Origin of the sequence: Vreelandella malpeensis, assembly GCF_020622355.1 — a bacterium.
GTDB lineage: Bacteria > Pseudomonadota > Gammaproteobacteria > Pseudomonadales > Halomonadaceae > Vreelandella > Vreelandella malpeensis.
Genome location: NZ_WHVL01000001.1, coordinates 961778 through 982804, shown reverse-complemented (window position 1 = coordinate 982804; position 21027 = coordinate 961778). Strand labels below are relative to the sequence as shown.

General features: G+C 67.0%; 19 protein-coding genes. 11 read left to right on the top strand and 8 right to left on the bottom strand.

Annotated elements, in window-relative coordinates:
- Positions 1–46: 46 nt before the first annotated feature.
- Complete coding sequence (gene ugpA, locus GEV37_RS04505; RefSeq protein ID WP_227389028.1) at positions 47–931, bottom strand: sn-glycerol-3-phosphate ABC transporter permease UgpA; 885 nt, start codon at positions 929–931, stop codon at positions 47–49.
- A 147-nt stretch (positions 932–1078) separates the two neighbouring features.
- Positions 1079–2407 carry a sn-glycerol-3-phosphate ABC transporter substrate-binding protein UgpB gene (gene ugpB, locus GEV37_RS04500; protein WP_227389027.1) on the bottom strand — a complete coding sequence of 443 codons (1329 nt, stop codon included), beginning with the start codon at positions 2405–2407 and terminating at the stop codon, positions 1079–1081.
- Between the two features lie 228 nt (positions 2408–2635).
- Between ugpB and argE the strand changes: the two genes are divergently transcribed.
- A complete protein-coding gene (gene argE, locus GEV37_RS04495) occupies positions 2636–3805 on the top strand; it encodes an acetylornithine deacetylase (RefSeq protein WP_227389025.1) in 1170 nt (389 codons plus the stop codon).
- Positions 3806–3998: 193 nt separating this feature from the next.
- Here the strand turns inward: argE and GEV37_RS04490 are convergent, their stop codons facing one another.
- Complete coding sequence (locus tag GEV37_RS04490) at positions 3999–4310, bottom strand: hypothetical protein (RefSeq protein ID WP_227389023.1); 312 nt, start codon at positions 4308–4310, stop codon at positions 3999–4001.
- 162 nt (positions 4311–4472) lie between these two features.
- On the opposite strand from GEV37_RS04490, the gene GEV37_RS04485 reads away from it, so the two are divergent.
- From GEV37_RS04485 to GEV37_RS04460, 6 genes are all read left to right on the top strand, one after another.
- Positions 4473–4916: a YchJ family protein gene (locus GEV37_RS04485; RefSeq protein ID WP_227389022.1), complete on the top strand. Its 444-nt coding sequence runs from the start codon at positions 4473–4475 to the stop codon at positions 4914–4916.
- Positions 4909–5214, top strand: a complete 306-nt coding sequence (locus GEV37_RS04480) for a GIY-YIG nuclease family protein (RefSeq protein ID WP_227389020.1) — start codon at positions 4909–4911, stop codon at positions 5212–5214. Before GEV37_RS04485 ends, GEV37_RS04480 begins: the two co-directional genes overlap by 8 nt.
- A complete protein-coding gene (locus GEV37_RS04475) occupies positions 5211–6257 on the top strand; it encodes a histone deacetylase family protein (protein ID WP_227389018.1) in 1047 nt (348 codons plus the stop codon). Before GEV37_RS04480 ends, GEV37_RS04475 begins: the two co-directional genes overlap by 4 nt.
- A 64-nt stretch (positions 6258–6321) precedes the next feature.
- A complete protein-coding gene (locus GEV37_RS04470) occupies positions 6322–6687 on the top strand; it encodes a hypothetical protein (protein ID WP_227389016.1) in 366 nt (121 codons plus the stop codon).
- 47 nt (positions 6688–6734) lie between these two features.
- Entirely contained in the window at positions 6735–8414 is a 1680-nt protein-coding gene (locus tag GEV37_RS04465; RefSeq protein ID WP_227389014.1) for a VRR-NUC domain-containing protein, read from the top strand.
- A complete protein-coding gene (locus GEV37_RS04460) occupies positions 8411–10672 on the top strand; it encodes an ATP-dependent DNA helicase (RefSeq protein ID WP_227389013.1) in 2262 nt (753 codons plus the stop codon). Before GEV37_RS04465 ends, GEV37_RS04460 begins: the two co-directional genes overlap by 4 nt.
- Here the strand turns inward: GEV37_RS04460 and GEV37_RS04455 are convergent.
- Positions 10669–11448 carry a sulfite exporter TauE/SafE family protein gene (locus tag GEV37_RS04455; RefSeq protein WP_227389011.1) on the bottom strand — a complete coding sequence of 260 codons (780 nt, stop codon included), beginning with the start codon at positions 11446–11448 and terminating at the stop codon, positions 10669–10671. The genes GEV37_RS04460 and GEV37_RS04455 overlap by 4 nt on opposite strands.
- Before the next feature lie 162 nt (positions 11449–11610).
- Between GEV37_RS04455 and GEV37_RS04450 the strand changes: the two genes are divergently transcribed.
- Positions 11611–12780, top strand: coding sequence for a glycosyltransferase (locus GEV37_RS04450; protein ID WP_227389009.1), 1170 nt, complete (start codon positions 11611–11613; stop codon positions 12778–12780).
- On the opposite strand, the gene GEV37_RS04445 is transcribed toward GEV37_RS04450, so the two are convergent.
- Positions 12777–13652 carry a glycosyltransferase family 2 protein gene (locus GEV37_RS04445; protein ID WP_227389008.1) on the bottom strand — a complete coding sequence of 292 codons (876 nt, stop codon included), beginning with the start codon at positions 13650–13652 and terminating at the stop codon, positions 12777–12779. The genes GEV37_RS04450 and GEV37_RS04445 overlap by 4 nt on opposite strands.
- On the bottom strand, positions 13649–15745 hold the full coding sequence (locus tag GEV37_RS04440) for an HAD-IIB family hydrolase (protein WP_227389006.1): 2097 nt from the start codon (positions 15743–15745) through the stop codon (positions 13649–13651). Before GEV37_RS04440 ends, GEV37_RS04445 begins: the two co-directional genes overlap by 4 nt.
- A gap of 37 nt (positions 15746–15782) precedes the next feature.
- On the opposite strand from GEV37_RS04440, the gene GEV37_RS04435 reads away from it, so the two are divergent.
- Complete coding sequence (locus GEV37_RS04435; RefSeq protein WP_227389004.1) at positions 15783–16838, top strand: glycosyltransferase family 4 protein; 1056 nt, start codon at positions 15783–15785, stop codon at positions 16836–16838.
- Here the strand turns inward: GEV37_RS04435 and GEV37_RS04430 are convergent.
- Positions 16835–18016, bottom strand: a complete 1182-nt coding sequence (locus GEV37_RS04430; RefSeq protein WP_227389002.1) for an MFS transporter — start codon at positions 18014–18016, stop codon at positions 16835–16837. The two genes, GEV37_RS04435 and GEV37_RS04430, sit on opposite strands and share 4 nt — an antisense overlap.
- Positions 18017–18081: 65 nt before the next feature.
- Positions 18082–18684, bottom strand: a complete 603-nt coding sequence (locus GEV37_RS04425) for a LysE/ArgO family amino acid transporter (protein WP_227389001.1) — start codon at positions 18682–18684, stop codon at positions 18082–18084.
- A gap of 118 nt (positions 18685–18802) precedes the next feature.
- Here GEV37_RS04425 and GEV37_RS04420 point away from each other — a divergent pair, with 118 nt between their 5' ends.
- Both GEV37_RS04420 and GEV37_RS04415 read left to right on the top strand, forming a co-directional pair.
- Positions 18803–19684, top strand: a complete 882-nt coding sequence (locus GEV37_RS04420) for a LysR family transcriptional regulator ArgP (protein WP_227389000.1) — start codon at positions 18803–18805, stop codon at positions 19682–19684.
- Between the two features lie 85 nt (positions 19685–19769).
- Positions 19770–20969 (top strand): Bcr/CflA family efflux MFS transporter, encoded by a 1200-nt coding sequence (locus GEV37_RS04415; protein WP_227388998.1) that lies wholly within the window; start codon positions 19770–19772, stop codon positions 20967–20969.
- Positions 20970–21027 lie beyond the last annotated feature (58 nt).

Here is a 21027-nt window from a genome sequence, read left to right as displayed (position 1 = left end):
CGATGACCTGTGATGTCATAACCTTTGATGTCATAACCTGGGCGCACTAGTAGTTGACCCGGCGTTCCACATAGCGGAACTGGATGAACGTCAGAAGGATGACGATGCCCATCAGAATCACCGACTGGGCTGACGAGGAACCGATGTTGAGTCCCGCCACGCCGTCGGTGTAGACCTTGTAGACCAGCGTCATGGTGGCGGTGCCAGGGCCGCCGGCGGTGGTGGCGTCGATGACCCCGAAGGTGTCGAACATCACGTAGTTGATGTTGATGATCATCAGAAAGAAGGTGGTCGGCGACAGGAGCGGGAAGACGATGGTCCAGAAGCGTTTGAACGGCGTGGCGCCGTCGATGGCGGCGGCCTCGATCAGCGAGTGCGGGACCGACTGGAGCCCGGCCAGAAAGAACAGGAAGTTGTAGGAGATCTGCTTCCAGGCGGCGGCAATGGTGATCAGGATCATCGCCTGGGTACCGGAGACGCGGTGGTTCCAGTTGATGCCGAACCAGTCAAGCAGGTGCGGCAAGAGCCCGATGGTCGGGTTGAACAGAAACCACCACAGCACCCCGGCGACCACCGGGGCAACGGCGTAGGGCCAGACCAGCAGCGTGGTGTAGAACCGCGCGCTCTTGATGACCCGGTTGACGCACACCGCCAGCAGCAGCGCTACCCCCATCGAGAGCACGGTGACCGAGACGGCGAAGATCGCGGTGCGACCCAAAGCGTTGAGATAGCCCGGATCCGCCAGTACGCGGGCGTAGTTGGAGAGCCCGACGAAGGTGGTCTTGAAGCCGAAGGCATCGGTGCGCTCGAAGCTCGACTTCACCGCCTGGCTCGCCGGCCAGATGAAGAACACCAGGGTGATGGCGAGCTGCGGCGCGAGCAGAAGGTAGGGAAGCCACCGATGCCGGTAGGTGGAGCGTTTGGTCTGCATGGCACGTCCTGTCTTGCGGGTGCACGAGGCGGCAAGCCGCCGGGAATGAGTCGGGAAACGCACCATCCCATGGGCCCGGCCGGGCCCATGGGATGGCGGTCACGACACGCCCCGGCCCTGAGGGCCGGAGCACTTCAGGGGGCGGGATCAGTTGTTGGCCGACTCGAAGTCACGCAGGATCTGGTCGCCGCGGCGCGCCGCGTCGTCCAGCGCCTGCTGGCCATCCTTGGAACCCGCCAGCACCGCCTGGAACTCCTCGTCGAGGATCATGCGCACCTGCGGGTAGTTGCCGAAACGCAGACCCTTGGAGTTCTCGGTGGGCTCGTTGAGGTTGATCTGCTCGATGGCGATGTCCGCGCCCGGATTCTCGTCGTAGTAGCCCTGCTCCTGGCTCAGCTCGAACGCTGCGGTAGTGATCGGCAGGTACCCGGTGCCTTGGTGCCACTCGGCCTGCACCTCCGGCAGCGACAGGTACTCGAGGAACGCCGCCACGCCGGCGTACTCGTCGTCTTCGTGGCCGGAAAGCACCCACAGGGTCGCGCCGCCGATGATCGAGTTCTGCGGCGCGCCCTCGACGTCATCATAATAAGGCAGCATGCCGAAACCGACCTCGAAATCCGAGTTGGCCAGCACGTCGGCGCGCGAGGCCGAGGAGTTCATGTACATCGCGCAGTCGCCGGCGTAGAACGAGGGCGCCGCGTCCGGACCGCTGGCCGGGCCGCCGTAGCTGTAGACGCCGCTGTCGCTCCACTCCTTCAACTGATCCCAGAAGCGCGCCTGCACCTCGCCGTTGAAGTCGAACTCGGTGTCGAGCCCGCCGAAGCCGTTCTCCTTGGTGCCAATCGGCTGGTTGTGCAGCGCCGATAAGTTCTCGAGACCGATCCAGTTGGCGGCGTAGGCCATGGTGAAGCCGCAGGGCGCCGCGCCTTCATCGACGATCTGCTGGCCCATCTCGCCCATTTCCGCCCAGGTGGTCGGCGGCGTTTCCGGATCGAGCCCGGCGGCCTCGAAGGCGTCCTTGTTGTAGTAGAGGATCGGCGTCGAGGAGTTGAACGGCATCGAGAGCATGTTGCCGTCGGTGTCGGTGTAGTAGCCGGTCACCACGGGCAGGTAGTCATTGGGGTCGAAGGTGTTGCCGTGCTCTTCCATCAGCTCGAATACCGGGTAGATCGCGCCGCGGGCGGCCATCATGGTGCCGGTGCCCACTTCGTAGATCTGCACGATGTGCGGCTGCTCGCCGGCGCGGAAGGCGGCGATGGTGTTGACCATGGTCTGCTCGTACTCGCCCCGGTAAGAGGGAACGACCCGGTACTCGTCCTGGGTGGCGTTGAACTCCTCGGCCAGGCCGACCAGGCGCTCGCCGAGCTCGCCGCCCATGGAGTGCCACCAGGTGATGTCGGTCGCCGCCTGGGCGGAAACGCTCAGGGTGGCGGCCGCGATACCGACCGACAGCGCGCGTAACGTGAAACGAGGCATAGTAGGCTCCTTGTCGCCCTGGCATCGCCAGGTGGCACAGTGCGTTTGTTGAGGTTTTGGGTGCACCGAACAGTAGTGAGTTTAGATGACAAACTGATGAACGATAACCGGCGACGAACGCGAGGCTCATGCAACTTTGGCAGTAGGCGAGGGCAGTGGCCGGTGATAGGGTGGACGCCATTGCACAACCAGCGAGAGCTCTGTGAGAGAGCTCTGTGAGAGAGCCCCATGACTGACGCCATTTCGCTACTGACCCGCCTGGTCGCCTTCGATACCACGTCCAAAGGCTCCAACCTCGCGCTGATCGCGTTCGTGGAGGAGTACCTCGCCGGCTACGGCGTCGCCTCGGAGCGGGTGACGAGCCCGTGTGGCACCAAGGCGAACCTGATCGCCCGCATCGGCCCGGACGCGCCGGGCGGAGTGATGCTCTCCGGCCACACCGACGTGGTGCCGGTCGAGGGCCAGCCCTGGTCGACGGACCCGTTCACCCTGCACGATGGCGGCGATGGTCGGCTCTATGGCCGCGGCAGCTGCGACATGAAGGGCTTCATCGCCTGCGCGCTGTCTTTGGTTCCCGAGTGGGTCAAGGCGCCGCTCGCCCAGCCGATCTACTTCGGCTTCTCCTATGACGAGGAGGTCGGCTGCGTCGGAGCGCCTGCGCTGATCGAGCGCTTTTTCGAGCACTACTCCACCACGGCGCACGTGATCGTCGGCGAGCCGACCCTGATGCAGCCGGTGGTGGCCCAGAAGGGCGCGACCAACCTGCGCACCACGGTCACCGGGGGCGAGGCGCACAGCAGCCAGGTCAACCAGGGCACCTCGGCGATCCACGTCGCCGCGCGGCTGGTCACTTTCATCGAGGACACCATGGCCGCGCTGGTGGACGAGGGACGGGTGGACGAGGCCTTCAACGTGCCCCACACGAGCCTCCACGTGGGCAGGATCAAGGGCGGCACGGCGATCAACATCATGGCCCGCGAATGCACCTTCGAGTGGGAGATCCGCCACCTTCCCACGGAAACCTTCGAGGAGATCTTCGCGCGATTCACCGCCTACGCTGCCTCGCTCAAGACCGAGCTCGAAGCGCGCGGCAAGCGCGTCGAGATCGCAACCGAGGCGCTCAACGTCACCGTGCCGGGCCTGGCCGATCGCGACAACGCCGCCGTGCTGCGCCTGGCCAAGGATCACCTGCCCGGCGAGTGCGCAAACCATGCGGTGGCCTACGCCACCGAGGCCGGCCAGTTCCAGGGCCAGGGGCTGCAGACGATCATCCTGGGCCCGGGCAGCATCGCCCAGGCCCACCAGCCGGACGAGTACATCGAGAAGAGCGAGCTCGATGCGTGCGTCGAATTCATGACCCGGATGGGCCGGGCGCTGGAGGCGCCGTTCGAGGGATGATCGTCGAAGCTTTCGAGGCCACTGTTGGTAGTGTCGGGTAGCCCGTAGCGAGGGTCTTTCGCCAAGGAAGGCGAAAGTAGCGTACAGGGAGGTATTCACAGCGCCCTCGCGTAGGGCTACCCGGCACGGGCGACAAGCCACCAACGAAAACACCCGCCTTGTGCGGGTGTTTTGGTATCAATAAACGTTTTCGTCAGGGCGAGGAGTGCTCCTCGTAAAGCTCCGCCTTGGCGTCGCGCATCACCTGCTCGCAGGCCTGCTGGTGGGCGAGCTGGGTGATCAGGCCTTGGGTGACCTCGAAACCCTTGACCAGGCACGTGTCCACCTCGGCCCGGCTGATCGCAGGCGTGACGCGGCAATCGATTCGAACCGTACGACCGCCGCCCTGGAGGCGGTCGGCCCACTGCCTGAGTCGCCAGGCGAATCGCTCTTTCCAGCGGGCCGCGTCTACCGCGCCCTCGTTTACGCTGAACGTGCACTGCCACTCCGGTCTGTATACCTTCATGCGAACCTCCGTTGCGTCTGGAAAGATGGTTAGGGCGTGTGTCGTACTCCGTCTTTTTTGGCGATGTGACTCTGCTACTATACCCATATCGACCGTTACCGATACAGGAAAAAGGCCCGATGCACCCGCGTTGATGGGGCCACCGTTATGACCTCGAGCCTGATGACAAGTTGCCCCTGCGGCAGTGACGCCGTGTACCAAGCGTGCTGTCACGTCTACCACCAGGGCACACCCGCCCCCACGCCCGAGGCGCTGATGCGCTCGCGCTACACCGCCTTCGCGCTCGATCTGGTCGACTACCTGAGGGCCACCTGGCACCCGAGTACGCGGCCTCAAACGCTTGCGCCGGACCCGAGCACGCAGTGGAAACGGCTTTCCATCGAGAACGCCCCTAAGCCGGAAGGCGGGCGTGGCACGGTGCATTTCACGGCGTACTTTTTTGAGGGCGGCTGGCATGCGCTGGAGGAAGTCTCGCGCTTCGTGTTCGAGGCCGGGCGCTGGTACTACCTCGACGGTGAGCCGCGCCTTGCAAGACTCAAGCTTGGGCGCAACGAGCGCTGCCCATGCGGAAGTCATCGCAAGTTCAAGGCGTGCTGCAGTGGCTGACGGCGAAGGCGCACGGGCGCCGTGGTATCTTTATCTGCTGGAGTGCCGGCGCGGCACTTACGCGGGCATCACCAACGACCTGGCTCGGCGCTACCACGCCCACTGCCAGGGCAAGGGCGCGCGCTACACTCGGGCCAATCCGCCTCACGCGATACTCGGCGCGCAGCCGTTTGAGAACCGCGCCGAGGCGAGCCGCGCCGAGTACCGGCTGAAGCAGCAGACCCCCGCCGAGAAGCGCCGCTGGGCGGCGTGCTGGGCGCTGGATGACCCCTCCGTTTTCAAGGAGCTTTCGCCATGATGACGTTCTTCTCCGAGCAGAGCTTTCGCCGCCAGGCGACTACCGAGCTTTACGGCAGCACCCTGGTCACGCCTTTCGAGACGCCAAGGCGCATGGAGATCGTGCTCGAGGCCATCGAGCGTGCGGGGCTTGGCGAGGTGCGCGCCCCCAATGATTACGGCCTCGAGCCCGTGAAAGCGGTACACGACGCAGGCTATATCGAGTTCCTTGCCAACTTCTGGCCCGCCTGGCAGGCCGAAGGCCGCACCGGTGAGGCGATCCCGAGCATCTGGCCGGCGCGCACGTTGCGCTCCGACCGCATCCCCCGTTCGCTTGGCGGAAAGCTTGGCTACTACGCCCTGGCAGCGGAAACTTCGCTCTGCGAAGGCACGTTCGAAGCGGCGCTCGCCAGCAAGGACACCGCCCTCGCTGCTCTTGAGCACACGTTTGAAAGTGGTGAGCCGAGTTTCGGCCTCTGTCGCCCTCCGGGCCACCACGCGGCCACGGATCAGTTCGGCGGCTACTGCTTTTTCAACAACGCCGCCATCGCCGCCCAGCGCGCGCTGGATCGCGGCTACAAGCGCGTGGCGGTGCTCGACGTCGACTTCCACCACGGCAACGGCACCCAGCAGATCTTCTACCGCCGCTCGGACGTCTTCTTCGCCTCGCTGCACGGCGACCCGGAGGTCACCTTTCCCTACTACCTGGGCTATGCGGATGAAACCGGTGAAGGCGAGGGCGAGGGCTTCACCGCCAACTACCCGATGGCGCCGAAAACCCCGGTCAGCGTCTGGATGCAGGCGCTCGAGAAGGCGCTGGCGCAGATCGCTCGTATCGAGTGCGAGCTTCTGATCGTCTCGCTCGGGGTGGATATCTTCGAGCACGATCCGATCAGCACCTTCACCTTCACGCGCGACGACTTCACCGCGCTGGGCGAGCGGCTGGCGGATGCCGGGCTTCCGACCGTCTTTTTGATGGAAGGGGGCTATGCGGTGGACGATATCGGTGTCAATGTGGTAAGCGTACTGCAGGGGTTCGAGGCCCGGGGTGGCGCAAAGGCGTGACACCGCGGGTCATTTGGGGCAGGCTAGCGCCTTTTCACGATGCGAAGGGGCGAGGAGTCAAAGCGTGGCAGTCTACGGCGGCATACAGGCACACGAGGTGGAGCGTTGGCTCAACGCCTTGATCAACGCCGCGTTCGATCGACGCTGCCCGCTTTCCCGCGTGCACGGCGGCAACGCCCGCGCCCGCACCGCGCGCCAGGACCTTCTGTGCCTTGCCAGCACCTTTCGCGGCGAGCAGGGTGAAAGCCACCTGATCGCCGACGGCCTGAGCCGCTGGTGCCAGCACTACCTCACCGAAACCGAGTGGTACGTGCTGGTCAGCGGCCGGCCCCCCAGGCGCCTGCCTGAGACAACCCCGGCAAGCGCCGACGACACCCCCGAGGACGTGCCCGAGTTCATCGAGGTCCTGTTGCAGCATAAAGTGGGTTAACGAATAACCGCTTAACGCCGCTTTCGCGACGCTGTTAGAATGGATGGATGAACAGTGTTCTCGCCGCGCCCGCCACGGCCTCCCTGGATGACCCCTTCTATTATCTGACGAACTTTCGTTTCGTCCTCGCCTGGGTATTCGAGCGCCACCACGACCTGCTAGGCATAGAGGAGACCGCCTTCCTCGACGCCTTCGATGCCCTTCCTCGACCCTCCCAGGCGCTGCTTGCGCGCATGGTGATGCGCAAGGGCGAGCTTTTTCGCACCGACAAGCTTGTTTATCCCGAGATCGGCGACCCCCATCAGGCGCTGGCGCCACTGGCCCAGGCGGGGCTGGTCGAGCCGGCCCCGGCGCTCGCGGCCGCCGCACTGTTTCACCATCTGAAGCTCGATGAGCTCAAGCAGGCGCTGATTGATGAGATCCGCGCAGCGGGCCTGGGAGCGTCGCCTGCCAAGAAAGCGCTGGTCGAGCACCTCGTCCCGACGCTTGACAGCGTCCAGCCGCTGGCCACCTGGTGGCCCGAGGCGCCGATGGCCCTTGTCCGCCTCACGGTGATGGACGTATGCGACCGGCTGCGGCTGATGTTCTTCGGCAACCTGCGCCAGGACTGGACGGAGTTCGTGCTCACCGAGCTTGGCCTGCAGCGCTTCGAGCCGGTGGCGCTCTCGCCGGACGCCCGCGCCTTCGCCCACCGCGACGACGTCACCACCTACCTGCACCTGCACCGCCTGCGCGAGCGGCTCGGCGAGGGCGAGCCCCCGGCGGCGCTGTTCGAAAAGGTACCGCCGGCCAGCGCCAACCGCTGGCTCGCTACCCGACGCGACCGTCTGCTGGTGAGCCTCGGCCGCGAGGCCGAACGGCAAGGCGACACGGCGCTGGCGGTGACGCTCTTCGAGAGCGCCGAGGGTAGCGACGCGCGCATTCGTCTGCTGCGCCTGCTCGAGCGCCGGGGGGAGAACGCCCGGGCCTTGGACATCGCTCGCCGTGCCCTCGATGCCGACCCCATCGACAGCGAGCGCCAGGCGCTGGCACGGCTGGTGCCGCGTCTCGAACGGCGCCTGGGCGGGCCGGCGGTGGCGCGCTCGAAAAGCGCAAGCGTGGTCGAGCGCACCCTGACGCTGCCCGGCCCGCGCCCGGTGGAGCGTGCCGTGGCCGAGCACCTGGCTACCCCGAACGCCCCGGTCCACTACGTCGAGAACACCCTGCTGACGGGTCTGTTCGGCCTGCTGCTGTGGCCGGCGATCTTCGAACCGCTTCCCGGCGCGTTTTTCCACCCCTTCCACAGCGCTCCGGCGGATCTCTACCGGGAAGACTTCGCCGAGCGCCGCCGGTCGATCATCGACGCCTGCCTCGCCCGGCTCGACGACGGCAGCTACCGTCAGGCGATGCGCGACACCTTCGCCGCCAAGCAGGGCGTGGCCTCGCAGTTCGTCCATTGGCCGGCGCTGAGCCCGGCGCTGCTCGACACCGCCCTTCACTGCCTGCCCGCCGCCCACCTGCGCGCCGTGTTCACCCGCTTGCTGGCGGACCTGAAGCACAACCGCGCGGGGTTTCCCGACCTGATCCAGTTCCTCCCCGAGGCCGACGACGGCGCGCGCTATCGTCTGATCGAAGTGAAGGGCCCGGGTGATCGGCTGCAGGACAACCAGCGCCGCTGGCTCGACCACTTCGCTCGCCACGACATCCCCGTCGAGGTGTGCCACGTGCGCTGGCAGCAAGCCCCGTGAGCGAGTACCGGGTCGCGGTTAGAGCGCTTTGCGAGTTCACCGCCCGCCGGGGCGATCTCGACTACCGCTTCACTCCGGCGCCCAGTGCCCAGGAGGGCATCGCCGGGCATGCGCTGGTGGCGAGCCGCCGGGGCGAGGACTATCTCGCCGAGCTGCCTTTGGCCGCCACTTTTGAGGGCTTGACGGTGTCCGGCCGCGCCGACGGGTTCGACCCCACCGCCCACTGCCTCGAGGAAGTGAAGACCCACCGCGGCGATCTTTCGCGCATGGCGGAGAACCAGCGCGCGCTGCACTGGGCTCAGGTGAAGGTGTACGGGGCGCTTCTGTGTGCCGAGCGAGAGCTTCCCCGGGTGACGCTTTCGCTGGTCTACTTCGAGATCACCAGCCAGAAGGAGACCCGCCTGAGCGAAACCTTCGAGGCCTCTGAGCTCCAGGCGTTCTTTCATGAACAGTGCCGGCGCTTTCTCGCCTGGGCCCGCCAGGAAGCCGCCCACCGCGAGGTGCGCGACCAGGCGCTCGAGACGCTGGCCTTTCCCCACGCGCGCTTTCGCCCCGGCCAGCGCGAGCTCGCCGAAAATGTGTTCAAGGCGGCGAGCACCGGGCGCTGCCTGCTCGCCCAGGCGCCTACCGGTATCGGCAAGACGCTCGCCACGCTCTACCCGACGCTGCGCGCCGCCGCGCGCAAGCGCCTCGATGTGGTGGCGTTTCTGACCATGAAGACCCCCGGGCGGCGGCTGGCGCTCGAGGCGCTGGAAACGCTCACCCGCGATGAAACGCCGCTGCGCGTGGTCGAGCTGGTGGCGCGCGCAAAGGCCTGCGAGTATCCCGATCGCGCCTGCCACGGCGAGGCCTGCCCGCTGGCGGCGGGCTTTTATGATCGCCTGCCCGAGGCACGCGCGGCCTGTGTGGCGCGCGGCTTTCTCGACCGAGGCGCCCTCAGGGAAGTGGCGCTGGAACACGGCGTCTGCCCCTATTACCTTGGCCAGGAGATGGCGCGCTGGGCGGACGTGGTGGTGGGCGACGTCAACCACTGGTTCGATGCCCACGCGCTGCTTCACGGCCTGGCAGCGGCCTTTGAGTGGCGGGTGGGGCTTCTGGTCGACGAGGCCCACAATCTGGTCGAGCGTGCCCGGGGCATGTACAGCGCCGAGGTATCGCAAAAGCGGTTCAGCCAGGCGAAGAAGGCCGCCCCGGCGGCGCTGAAAAAGCCGCTGGATCAGCTTGGGCGCCAGTGGAAGACGCTGTCGGAGGGCGAGGGTGACGCCGAGCGCTACCGCCTGCTCGAGGAACTGCCCGGCAAGCTCGTCGGCGCCCTCCACAAGGTGGCAAGCGCCATCACCGAGTATCTTGGCGAGCACCCGGAGGCGGCAAGCCTCGAGCTTCAGGAGCTTCTGTTCGAGGCGCTGGCGTTCTGCCGGCTGGCGGAGAGCTTCGGCGAGCACTCGCTGTGCGACGTGACCCGCTTCGGGCGAGGCCGTGCGGTGCTCGGTATTCGCAACGTCGTTCCGGCGGATTTTCTCGCCCCGCGCCTGGCGCGCGCCCAGAGCGCGGTGCTGTTTTCCGCCACCCTGAGCCCGCCGCGCTACTACCGCGACCTGCTCGGCCTGCCCGCGAATACCGTGTGGCGCGAAATCGAATCGCCCTTCGCCGCCCACCAGCTCAAGGTAGAGATTGCCCGGCACATCTCGACGCGCTACCGCGACCGCGAGCGCTCGATCGTGCCCATCGTCGAGACCATCGCCGGCCAGTACCGGGAGATGCCCGGCCACTACCTGGCGTTTTTCAGCAGCTTCGCCTATCTCGAATCGGCGCTGGCGCGTTTTCAGGCCGACTGGCCGGAGATCCCCGCCTTCGCCCAGACCCGGAGCATGGGGGAGCGCGAGCGCGAGGCGTTTCTTGCCCGCTTCACCCCCGGCGGGCGCGGCGTGGGCTTTGCGGTGCTCGGCGGCGCCTTCGGCGAAGGTGTGGATCTGCCCGGCGACCGGCTGATCGGCGCTTTCATCGCTACCTTGGGGCTGCCGCCGTTCAACGTTTTCAACGAGGCGCTCAAGGCGCGTCTCGAGGCGCGCTTCGGCGAAGGCGACGCCTACACCTACCGCATTCCCGGCATGGTCAAGGTGGTGCAGGCTGCGGGCCGAGTGATTCGAGGCCCCGAGGACGAAGGCGTGGTGGTGCTGCTTGATGACCGCTTCGACCAGCCGGCCATCCGCACACTGCTGCCGAGCTGGTGGGCGCTCCCGCGGTGGGCGAGCGGCTAGGAGGCCAGCGAGAACGCAAGCCCCAGCACGCTCACCGCGATCAGTACCGCCCCCAGCACGCGAAAGAACAGCACCGTATCGGCCTTTTGAAGCGCCTGGTGGGCGCGCTCGCCGAGCAGGTGGCCAGCAAAGGCGCAGGGCAGCAGCCAGAGTTGGTGGATGAGCTGCAGGTCGACCCCGGCGACGATGAACGAGACCATCTTGATCACCACCAGGATGAACCAGAGCACGAACATGGTATCGCGCAGCTGCTCCTTCGCCACGTGGGCGGCGAACACCGCCACGATCAAGGGTGCGCCGATCAGTGAGGTGCCGCTGACGTAGCCGCCCAGGCCCAGCAGTACTACATCCACGTAGCGGTGCCGGCTGGTGAACGGCTTGTTGAGCACGTAACCCACGGCGTAGACGATGACGATGGCGAAGATGATGTTGGTCATGATCATGGCCGGCAGGGTCAGAAGCCCCACCACGCCGATGAGCTTGGGCACGATCATGATCTTCAGCGCCTTTTTCAGGTAGCGCCAGTCGATGTTGCTGCGGGCGGGGTTCGAGGTGTCCGCCTTGAGCTGGCGATTGCCCTGCCAGGCGATCCAGCTCGAGAAGATCAAAAGGTGAATGGCGATGATCGGCAGAAACACCAGCGGGTCGTCGTGCACCAGCAGCAGAAAGGGGAGTGCGAGCACCGCACCGCCAAAGCCAAGGCTTGTGCGCACGAAGCCGCTCCAGGCGAAGATCAGTCCGATCAGCGCGTACTGGTACCACAGAAGATCCGCCATCGCCCGGCTTCCTCGATCCAATAAACGTTAAAGAGTAACGCCGCCGGGCGTGCTTTTCCCCGCCGGCGGCTATGCTGGTACAAGCCTACCAACAAACCGCCGCGAAGGAACGCCGTTCACCACGGCCACGCGGACCTGCCACCACAACGGAACGTGTGACTCATGACTGCCAAGAAACCGATCAGCTTTTTCGTCCATCACCAGGGCCGCGGCCACGCCCGCCGCGCCATGGCGATCATCCGCCACTTCTCGAAGGAGCGCCCGGTCAGCGTGATGACCGCCGATCCCAGCCTGTTCGACGGCTTCGAGCGCGACATCGATGTGGTGGCCCTGCCCAACATGATTGGCGCCGCGGTGCCGACCCAGGCGCTTTTCGACCAGCCCACGCCACCCGTGATGCACTGCGTGCCCATGGGCGTGGCCGAGATGCGCCAGACCATGCGCGGCGTGCTCGATCACCTCGACGACATCGACGCGGGGCTATTCGTGATCGACGTCTCGGCGGAGCTGGCGCTGCTGTCGCGCATCGCCAGCATCCCGGCGGTAAGCATTCGCATGCACGGCGATCGCAACGACCCGGGCCACCTGGGCGCCTATGAGGCGAGTGTCGCCATGCTCGCGCCCTTCGACGAGCGCCTGGAGCAGGCGGATTACCCGGCCCATCTGCGCAAGAAAACCTTCTACAGCGGCGGGCTTTGCACCACCACGGCGAGCGTGCCGAGCCGCGAGGAGGCGCGTGCACGGCTGGGACTCGACCCGGATCGCGAGATCGTCGTCGCGCTGACCGGCGGCGGCGGGGCGGGCACGCCTTATGCACCGCTCACCATGGCCGCCCGCGCCGCGCCCGAGACACTCTTCATCACCATCGGTCCGCTGCATCTGGAGGGTCATGAAACCGACTTCGCCAATCTGGTCAACCGCGGCTGGGTGGAGAACGTGGTGGAGTATCTTGCCGCCAGCGACATCGTGCTCGCCTCCGCCGGCGACAACACGGTGCACGAGATCGCCATGCTGGGACGCCCCTATATCGTCGCGCCGGAGTGGCGCTACTTCGGCGAGCAGGTGCGCAAGGCCGAACGGCTGGCCGAGCTCGGGGCGGCAGTGAACATGCCGGTGTGGCCGGGGGACTTCGCCGGCTGGCAGGCAGTACTGGAAAAGGCGCGCGGGCTCGACGTCGAGCGCCTGACCACGCTGTTCGACGAAGACGCCGCCCGCCGCGCCGCCGAGTGGCTGGAGGCCTGCGTCGATCGGCTCTGGGAAGGCGAGCCCACCGCCGCCGCGCTCAATGCCAAGGCTGTGGACGCGGCGCTGGCGCAGGCTGTCAACCGCTAGCCAAAGCGCGCGCTCTCGGGCAGGCGCGCGCGCTCGATGTCATCTCGCGTCGGGTAGCGAAGAAGCTCGATATCCGCCGCCCGGGGCGACCAGCGGATCGCCCCGGCTTTGGCAAACTGATCCAGCCAGTACTCCATGCACCAGCGCCCCCAGCGGGCGTGAAAGCGCCGGGCGTTCTCGATGATCGCCTCGAAGTGCGGCCAGGGCGGTGCGTACACCGCGTGGTGCTGGTGCCAGGCAAGCGCCCCGCCGACCCAGAAAAGCGGAACGCCGGCGCTTTCGAGCCGCCAGGCGTAGTCGGTTTCCTCGCCGCCATAGCCCACATAGCCTTCGTCCATGCCGCCGGCGCGGCGATGATCTGCCTTCATCAGCGCGAACGACAGCCCCCACAGGTTGCCGTGGTCCGGCTCCGGGCGCAGCTCGTGCTCGTCGAGCGCCGGGCGTGCCGGGTGACGCTCGCCTTCGGCGTAAAGCGCCTCGATATCGAGCGCGCCGCTCTCGAGGCGCGGCACCGCTCCGGCGGCCAGGTAGTGCACCTCGCCGATATAGAGCGCGGCGCGCTCAAGCAGCGCCTGGCGGTAGCGGCCGATGAGCGTGGGTGATGCGATGCAGTCGACGTCGAGAAACACCAGGGCGTCGAAGGATGCCGCCTCGACCGCAGCGTTACGGGCGCGGGCGAGCGGCAGCGCTTCGCCCTCGACGAACACGTGGTGCACGGGAAAGCCGACCTCGGGCAGGTTCACATGCGCCGTCGGCTGCATCCAGGCGATCACCAGCTCGTCCGGCGGGCGGGTCTGGGCGTCGAGGCTTTGCATCAGGTTGATCAGGTGCTCGCGGCGCCCGCGCACCAGGGTAAGTGCGCTGATCTTCATGAGGCGATGTCCTTGGCCGCAGGCGTCGGCGAGCGGCCCTGGAAGTGCTGCACGCCCTCGATCACTCCCTGGGCGTGGGAGGCGCGGGCGACGTAGACGTGGTCCATGCCCGGCGCCTGGGCCAGGCCGTCGCTGTAGTTGGCCACCAGGATCGAGCATTTCGAGGCGCGCAGCATGTCCAGGTCGTTGCCGGAATCCCCCGCCACGTAGAGTGCTGCTTCGTCGACCCCGAGGTGCGCGCGCACGTGCGCGACCGCCAGGCCCTTGGAGGCGGTTTCGGGCAGGATGTCGACGTAGCGCCCGTGGCTGTGGACCACGGTACAGCGTAGCCCGCGCTGCTGGAGGTGGCGGGTCAGGCGCAGGGTGATGTCGTCGCTGTCGTCACTCAGGAAGCTGAGCTTGTGGCGGCGCTGCTCGAGCGGCCCCTGGGGCGTGATGGCATCGAACTCGCCAAGCGCCTCGCTGAGCGCCTCGCGCTGCCAGCGGCGGTCGAGGGTGGCAAGCCAGGCGGAGTCTTTCCGGTAGGTGACGCCGTCGTCGTTGAGGTAGTGAATCTCGGTGCCCACCGAAGAGATGATCAGCGGCGGGTAGGGAATGCCCGCCTGGGAGAGAATCGCCAGGGCGCTGTGGAAGCTTCGCCCGGTGGCCACGCCGAAGCCGAGCCCTCTCTGTTCGGCGAACCAGGTGTTGAACGCCAGCACGCCCATCGGCGAGCCGGTCAGAGTGTTGTCGATATCGCAGATCAGAAGCGCCGTGACCCCCTCGAGGATGGAGCGCCGGGGCGGGCGCAGCAGACGGGCCACGAGGTCGTGGTAGCGCTCGGCGTGGCGCTGCCAGTCGAAGGCCAGCACCGCCCGGCGGCCGTTGTCCGCCATGGCCTGCCAGCGCGCCGGGTCGTCGAGCAGCGCAAGCGCCGCTCGAGCGATGTCATCGGGGCGCCGGGGGTTGACCAGCACGCCGTTGGCGCACTGCTCGATGATGTCGTTGGGCCCGCCGCTGTCGGTGGCGATCAGCGGAAGCCCCGCCGCGGCGGCTTCCAGCAGCGTCAGGCCGAAGGGCTCGTTGAGCGCCGGATTGACGAAGACCCCGTGGCGCTCGCGCGCCCAGGCGTAGAGCGCCTTGACGTCCTCCGGGGCGTGGTGTTTGGGGTAGGCGACGTGGCCGTAGAGGTCGAAATCGTCGATCAGGGTCAGAAGTTCGTGCAGGTTGTCGGCAAGCTCCGGCTCGAGCGCGTCGATGTGATCGCGCACGCCGGCGACGATCACCAGGTTCGCCTTCTCCCTGAGCGCGGCGTTCTCGCCGAAGGCGCGCACCAGGGTGGCCAGGTTCTTGCGCGTCACCGGCCGGGCGATGGCGATCAACGCGGGCTTGTCGGGGTCGACCAGAAAAGGCGCGAGCAGCGACTCGACCGCCGGGGTCGAGCGGGCGGTCGCGAACGCGTCGAGATGGCTGCCCGGGGCGATCACGCGAATCTTGCCCGGCGTGTAGTGGTCGTAGTCGGCGTACTGGCTCTCGGCCTCGTCGCGCGAGCTTGCGACGATCAGTGCCGCCTCGCGGATCGCGCGCTCCTCGAACACGATGCGTCGGGCGAGTGCTGCCCGGGTCGGCTCGTCGATATCGCCGTCGGCCAGGCACTTGAGCTTGCTGCGCCCCAGCGAATGAGCGGTGAACACGAAGGGAATGCCGCGACGCGCCTGGATCTCGGCGGCGACCTCGCCAGCATCGGCGTAGTGGGCGTGCAGAATGTCCGGGGCGTCTGGCTGGGTATCGAGCCAGGCGTCCAGCGCCTCGACGAAGGAGGGCAGCTCCCGCCACAGCGCTTCCTTGGAAAGATAGCCGGGGCTCTGGGTGGCCAGGCGAACCAGCTCGACCTTGGGGCCCACCCGCTCATGGGCGAGGGTGTAGTCGATGTCGCTGAACTGGCACTCGAAGGCGCGGGTGACTAACGTTATACGCGTCACGGCGGGGTCGCGGGCGCTGGCCTCCACGAGTTCCAGCAGGTAGCGAATGTGCCCGCCGGTATCTGCCGTCACGCCGTATTCGACCTCGCTGCCCCGAAGGCAGCCCTGCAACGCGATATGTACGATATGCATGTCGTGAATTCCTTTTCACTTTGAGGCCGAACACGCTATGCCCATCGAAAAGCGTATACGCATCGCCCAGGTTGCTCCAGTTATCTTTCCCACCCCGCCGCCGGGCAGCGGGGGGACTGAACGCATTGTGGCCGACTTGACCGAAGCGCTCTTTAACCTTGGTTACGATGTCACGCTGATCGGCCCCTCGGACTGCCGGACGCCGGCGCGCCATCTGGCCTGTGCGCCGAGCCTTTACGCACTCGAGCGCCAACACGGCCAGGTGCCGCCCGGGGTGCCCGGCGTGCTCGAAGCGCGGGTGCTGGAAACGCTGCGCGCGCACCTCGACGAGTTCGACGTGATCCACTGCCACGGCGAGTTCGCCCACGCGGCGCTTCTGGGCAGCCGTCGCCGCCATAGTCTCACCACCGTGCACTGGCGGGTCGACGAGCTCGACCGCACGCTCTTCTTCGAGGGCTTTCCCGACCTTCCCGTGGCGGGGATCTCCCACGCCCAGGCCCGCGCCATTCCCGAGGCGAACCTCGCCGGGGTCATCCACCACGGGCTCAAGGCCAAGCGCTTCACGCTAGGGACGGGCGACGGCGGCTATCTGGCGTTCATCGGCCGGATGACCGACCAGAAACGTCCGGACCGCGCCATCGAGGTGGCGCGAAGAACCGGCCATGCGTTGAGGCTCGCCGGCGGCGTGGACGTGGGCAACCCGGGCTGGTTCGACGCCCACGTGGCAGGCGAGCTCGATGAATCCATCGTTCACGTCGGTACCATCGACGATACGCAGAAGCAGGCGCTTCTGAGCGGCGCGAAGGCGCTTCTGTTTCCCATCGACTGGCCGGAGCCCTTCGGGCTTGTGATGATCGAGGCGATGGCCTGCGGCACGCCGGTCATCGCCTGGCGCAACGGCAGCGTCGAGGAGGTGATCGAGCACGGCGTGACGGGATTCATCGTCGACTCGATCGAAGAAGCCACGGCCGCAGTGGCGCTGCTGGCGGAGCTTGACCGCGGCCGCATCCGCGAGCGCTTTCTGGAGCGCTTCACCGCCGAGCGCATGGCGCGCGACTACGTCGCACTCTATGAGCGGCTGCTGGCGCGCTAGAGGGCGCTATCGGCCTTCAGAAGCGTTCTGCCCAGCACCGCCACCACCACCGCCAGCGTCACGCACAGAAGCCCCATCGCCAGGTACACCTCGCGCAGCGAATCGAGCCAGGGCGAGATCCCGGAGACGACGATCGGCGAGATGAACTGACCGAAGAAGAAGGTCGAAGTGAAGCCGCCGAACACCCGCCCGCGCACCCGCTCCGGAGTGATGCGCATCAGCCAGGTGGTGGTGTTGGGCATGAACAGCCCAAGACCCAGCCCCGCCACCGCCGCGCCGATGACCGCCATGGCGTAGCCGTGGGCGGCGCCTGTGATGAAAAGACCGGCCGCGGCGACGCTAAAGCCCAGCACGTAGACCGACATCACTGAGAGGTGCGCCTTGATCCGGCCATAGCAGAAGCTCACCAGGCTTGCGGTGAGCGCGGCCATGGAGAGCGCCGCGCCGATGGCAAGGCCGCTTTCCACCCCCTGCTCGGCGAGCAGAAACGGCAGCTGGGCCGGGAAAAGGTAGAACATCATCATGCTGATCATGGCGATCAGGTAGGCAAGCGCGGTACGCCCGAGATCGAGTCGCGCGAAGGGCGCCTGGTGCGCCGCGCTTTCCCCTGTTACCCGGCTCGGTTCGCGCAGCACTAACAGCGCGTAGGGCAGCAGCAGCACCCCGGTGAGGTAAAGAAGAAACGGCCCGCGCCAGCTCCAGTCGGACAAAAGCCCGCCCAGGTTGATGAAGATCACCCCGCCGAGCGCCATGGCGCTGCTTTGAAGGCCCAGAAAGCGTACCCGCTCGGCGCCGCTGAAGTAGTCGCCCACCAATGTGGTGCTGATGCTCAGAATTCCTGCCACCGCCACGCCCATCAGCGCTCTTGATGCCAGCAGCAGGTTGACGTCATCGATCAGAAAGCCCGAGGCGCCGGCCAACCCGTAGACCGAGAGCATCATCATCAGAAGCGGCTTGCGCCCGAAACGATCGGCCAGATAGCCCATCAGCGGGCTGAACAGCGTGATCATCAGCGCCGGCAGCGTCAGGATCAGCTGGATCAACACCTGCGGGGCGTCCGCGTAGAAGCGGCCGATGCCGGGCAGTGCCGGCGAGATGATCGCCCCGGACATCACGGTCATGGTGCTGGCGAAGAGCAGTACGGCCTTGGTGTGCGTGCTGTGGGAAATGGCGGTCATCCGGAACCTCTCGAAAGCGGGCCGCCAAGCTTAGCACATCTCTTAGCAGGCTACTTTTCGCGCCTTCAATGGCCGCCGAGAAGCAGCTGCAGGGCGATGGCGAGCATCATGGCCGCCACCAGCAGATCGATCAGCCGCCAGGTCAGAGGCCTTGCCAGCAGCGGCGCCAGGCGCGTGCCGGCCAGGGCCAGCGCGCTGAACCACAGCGTCGAGGCGCACACCGCGCCGAGCGCGAAGGCACCGGGCGAGGGTTGCTGGGCGCCGAGGGAGCCGATCAGCAGCACCGTATCGAGATAGACGTGCGGGTTCAAAAGCGTCACCGCAAGCGTGGCCGCCAGCACCGCCACAAGCGGTCGGGGCGCGCTCTGACGCACCGTCAGGGCATCGCTTTTAAGCGCCCGGGTCAGCGCCTGCAGGGCGTAGACGATCAGAAACGCCGCGCCGCCGTAGCGGGCCAGCGCCAGCAGCACCGGGCTCTGGTGAAGCAGGTTGGCAAGCCCGAACACGCCGGCGACGATCAGCAGCGCGTCGCAGACGATGCATACCAGCGCCACCGCCAGCGGGTGTTCGCGGCGCAGGCTCTGGGAGAGCACGAAGGCGTTCTGCGCGCCGATCGCCACGATCAGCCCAAGTCCCATTACCAGGCCGTTGATATAGCTCAGTCCCACGGGTCCCTCCTCGTCGAATCGATTGAAAGTCGCGATATAGCTCGCGATGCGCTGGGAGTGTGGGGCGTGAGCAGGTATAAACGAAACGAATAATCGCCATGAGGTATTAGGAAAACTGATGCTCGACTACAAGTTGTTGGATGCCCTGGCCGCCGTGGTCGAGCAGGGCGGCTTCGAACGCGGCGCCCAGGCGCTGGGCCTGACCCAGTCGGCGGTCTCCCAGCGCGTCAAGCTGCTGGAGGCGCGCCTGGGCCAGCCGGTGCTCGTACGGGGAAATCCGCCGGCGCCCACGGCGGTCGGTCGGCAGCTTCTCAACCACGTACAACAAGTGCGTCTGCTCGAGCGCGACCTGGGCGGCCAGGTGCCGGCGCTCAACGAGGCCGGCACGCACCGGCTGCGCGTGGCGCTCAACGCCGACAGCCTCGCCACCTGGTGGGCCGAGGCGGTGGCGGCGTTCTGCGACGAGCGTCGGGTGCTGCTCGAACTGGTGGTCGAGGATCAGGACGTGGGCCTCAAGCGCATGCGCGCCGGCGACGTGGCGGGCTGCGTATGCGCCGAGTCGCGACCGGTGGCTGGCGCCGAGAGCGTGGCGCTGGGCGCGATGCGCTACTTGGGCGTGGCGAGCCCCGCCTTCGTCGAGCGTCACTTCAAGGGCGGCGTGAGTGCCGAGCGGCTGTTCCACGCCCCGGCGGTGATCTTCGGTATTGATGACCGCCTCCAGCACCGCTTCGCGGCGCGCCTGGGCGTGGCGGACGGCTTCGTCCATCACATCGTACCCTCCTCGGAAGGCTTCGTGCGCATGCTCGAAAGCGGCCTGGGCTGGGGGCTGGTGCCGGCGCTTCAGATTCGCCAAGCACTCGAGCGTGGCGCGCTGGTCGAGATCTGCCCCGGCGAAGGGGTCGACGTGCCGCTCTACTGGCACTCCTGGCGTCAGGGCGGGAAGCTCTTGCGCGAGCTGACGGCGAGGCTTGTGCGCGAGGCGGAGCAACGGCTGGTGTGACGCGCGGGCGCAACTGGCCGGATGGGCCCGCGCGCCGTATCATGACGAAGCACCTTCGATTCCGATCCTGCTGCCGCGAGTTCCCATGACCCACACCAAGACGCCCTTCATCGTGGTGCTGAGCCTGGCGCTGACCATGATGCTCGGTCCCTTCTCCATGGACACCTACCTGCCCGCCTTCCCGGTCATCGGCGAGACGCTGGGCGTCTCCCAGCAGTCGGTTTCGCTGAGCGTGTCGGTCTACGTCATCGCCCTGGCGCTTGGTCAACTGGTCGGTGGGGCGCTATCGGACCGCTTCGGGCGCCAGCGCGTGCTGATGGGCGGGCTTGCGATCTTCGCCGCGGCGAGCGTGGTCATCGGCCTTGCGGACTCGCTCGGCGAACTGCTCGGCGGACGCGCGGTGCAGGCCTTCGGCGCCGGCTGGACGCTGGTCTCGGTGCCGGCGCTGGTGCGCGACCGGGTGGCCGGGCGCGACGCCGCCAAGCTCTTCTCGATGATGGGCTTCATCATGGTGCTTGCCCCGGGGATCGCGCCGAGCGTGGGCAGCGCCATACTGGCGATCGGCTCCTGGCACTACATCTTCTTCGCCCTGGCCGCCTACGCGCTGGCGCTGGTGCCGCTGCTGATCCGCGCGGTGTTCACCGGGCCCGGCAAGGTGTCGCGGGCCAAAAGCCCGCAGATGAGCCTCTGGGCGCGCTACAAGCAGGTGCTCTCGACCCGGCCGGCCATGGCCTTCATCGCCTGGCAGGCGGGGTCGTTCTCGTGTCTGATGATGTTCATCACCTACGCCTCGTTCATCTACCAGGGGCATTTCGGCCAGACGAGCAGTGAGTTCGCGCTGCTGTTCGCCGCCAACATCGTCGCCATGCTGGCGTTCAACATCGCCAACCGACTGCTGCTGACGCGCCTGGCCTCGCTGCGCATCCTGCAGATGGCGACGGCCTGCCAGGCCGTGGGCGTGGTGCTGCTGCTCGCGGCGGCGTTTCTCGACTGGTCGATGTACGCCTTCCTGGCCGCCATGATGCTGACCATCGGCGCGGTGGGGGCGATCTCGCCCAACATCCAGGCCTGCTACATGGAGTTCTTCCCCACCAGCGGCGGCACCGCCGCGGCCCTGCTGGGCGCGGCGCAGTTCGGCATCGCCGGTATCCTGAGCGCGCTCTCCGCCGTGATGCCCCACACCCTCGCGTCGGTAGTGCTGGCCATGGCCGCCTGCGGGGCGGTGGCCTACGGCATGCTCGCCCGCTCGCTACTCAAGGGGCGCGGAGCGATCGAGGCGCGCTGAGGCGTCCTTGACGCACGAAAAACGCCGTGGCGAGTGATCGCCACGGCGTCGTCGTTTT

Excerpts from the sequence above, each read along its gene's own strand:
- GEV37_RS04490 (WP_227389023.1), bottom strand. The coding sequence starts at position 4,310 with ATGAAGGTATACAGACCGGAGTGGCAGTGCACGTTCAGCGTAAACGAG.
- GEV37_RS04435 (WP_227389004.1), top strand. The coding sequence starts at position 15,783 with ATGCCCATCGAAAAGCGTATACGCATCGCCCAGGTTGCTCCAGTTATC.
- GEV37_RS04465 (WP_227389014.1), top strand. The coding sequence starts at position 6,735 with ATGAACAGTGTTCTCGCCGCGCCCGCCACGGCCTCCCTGGATGACCCC.
- ugpA (WP_227389028.1), bottom strand. The coding sequence starts at position 931 with ATGCAGACCAAACGCTCCACCTACCGGCATCGGTGGCTTCCCTACCTT.
- GEV37_RS04450 (WP_227389009.1), top strand. The coding sequence starts at position 11,611 with ATGACTGCCAAGAAACCGATCAGCTTTTTCGTCCATCACCAGGGCCGC.
- GEV37_RS04420 (WP_227389000.1), top strand. The coding sequence starts at position 18,803 with ATGCTCGACTACAAGTTGTTGGATGCCCTGGCCGCCGTGGTCGAGCAG.
- GEV37_RS04475 (WP_227389018.1), top strand. The coding sequence starts at position 5,211 with ATGATGACGTTCTTCTCCGAGCAGAGCTTTCGCCGCCAGGCGACTACC.
- GEV37_RS04445 (WP_227389008.1), bottom strand. The coding sequence starts at position 13,652 with ATGAAGATCAGCGCACTTACCCTGGTGCGCGGGCGCCGCGAGCACCTG.
- GEV37_RS04440 (WP_227389006.1), bottom strand. The coding sequence starts at position 15,745 with ATGCATATCGTACATATCGCGTTGCAGGGCTGCCTTCGGGGCAGCGAG.
- argE (WP_227389025.1), top strand. The coding sequence starts at position 2,636 with ATGACTGACGCCATTTCGCTACTGACCCGCCTGGTCGCCTTCGATACC.
- ugpB (WP_227389027.1), bottom strand. The coding sequence starts at position 2,407 with ATGCCTCGTTTCACGTTACGCGCGCTGTCGGTCGGTATCGCGGCCGCC.
- GEV37_RS04455 (WP_227389011.1), bottom strand. The coding sequence starts at position 11,448 with ATGGCGGATCTTCTGTGGTACCAGTACGCGCTGATCGGACTGATCTTC.
- GEV37_RS04485 (WP_227389022.1), top strand. The coding sequence starts at position 4,473 with ATGACAAGTTGCCCCTGCGGCAGTGACGCCGTGTACCAAGCGTGCTGT.
- GEV37_RS04430 (WP_227389002.1), bottom strand. The coding sequence starts at position 18,016 with ATGACCGCCATTTCCCACAGCACGCACACCAAGGCCGTACTGCTCTTC.
- GEV37_RS04415 (WP_227388998.1), top strand. The coding sequence starts at position 19,770 with ATGACCCACACCAAGACGCCCTTCATCGTGGTGCTGAGCCTGGCGCTG.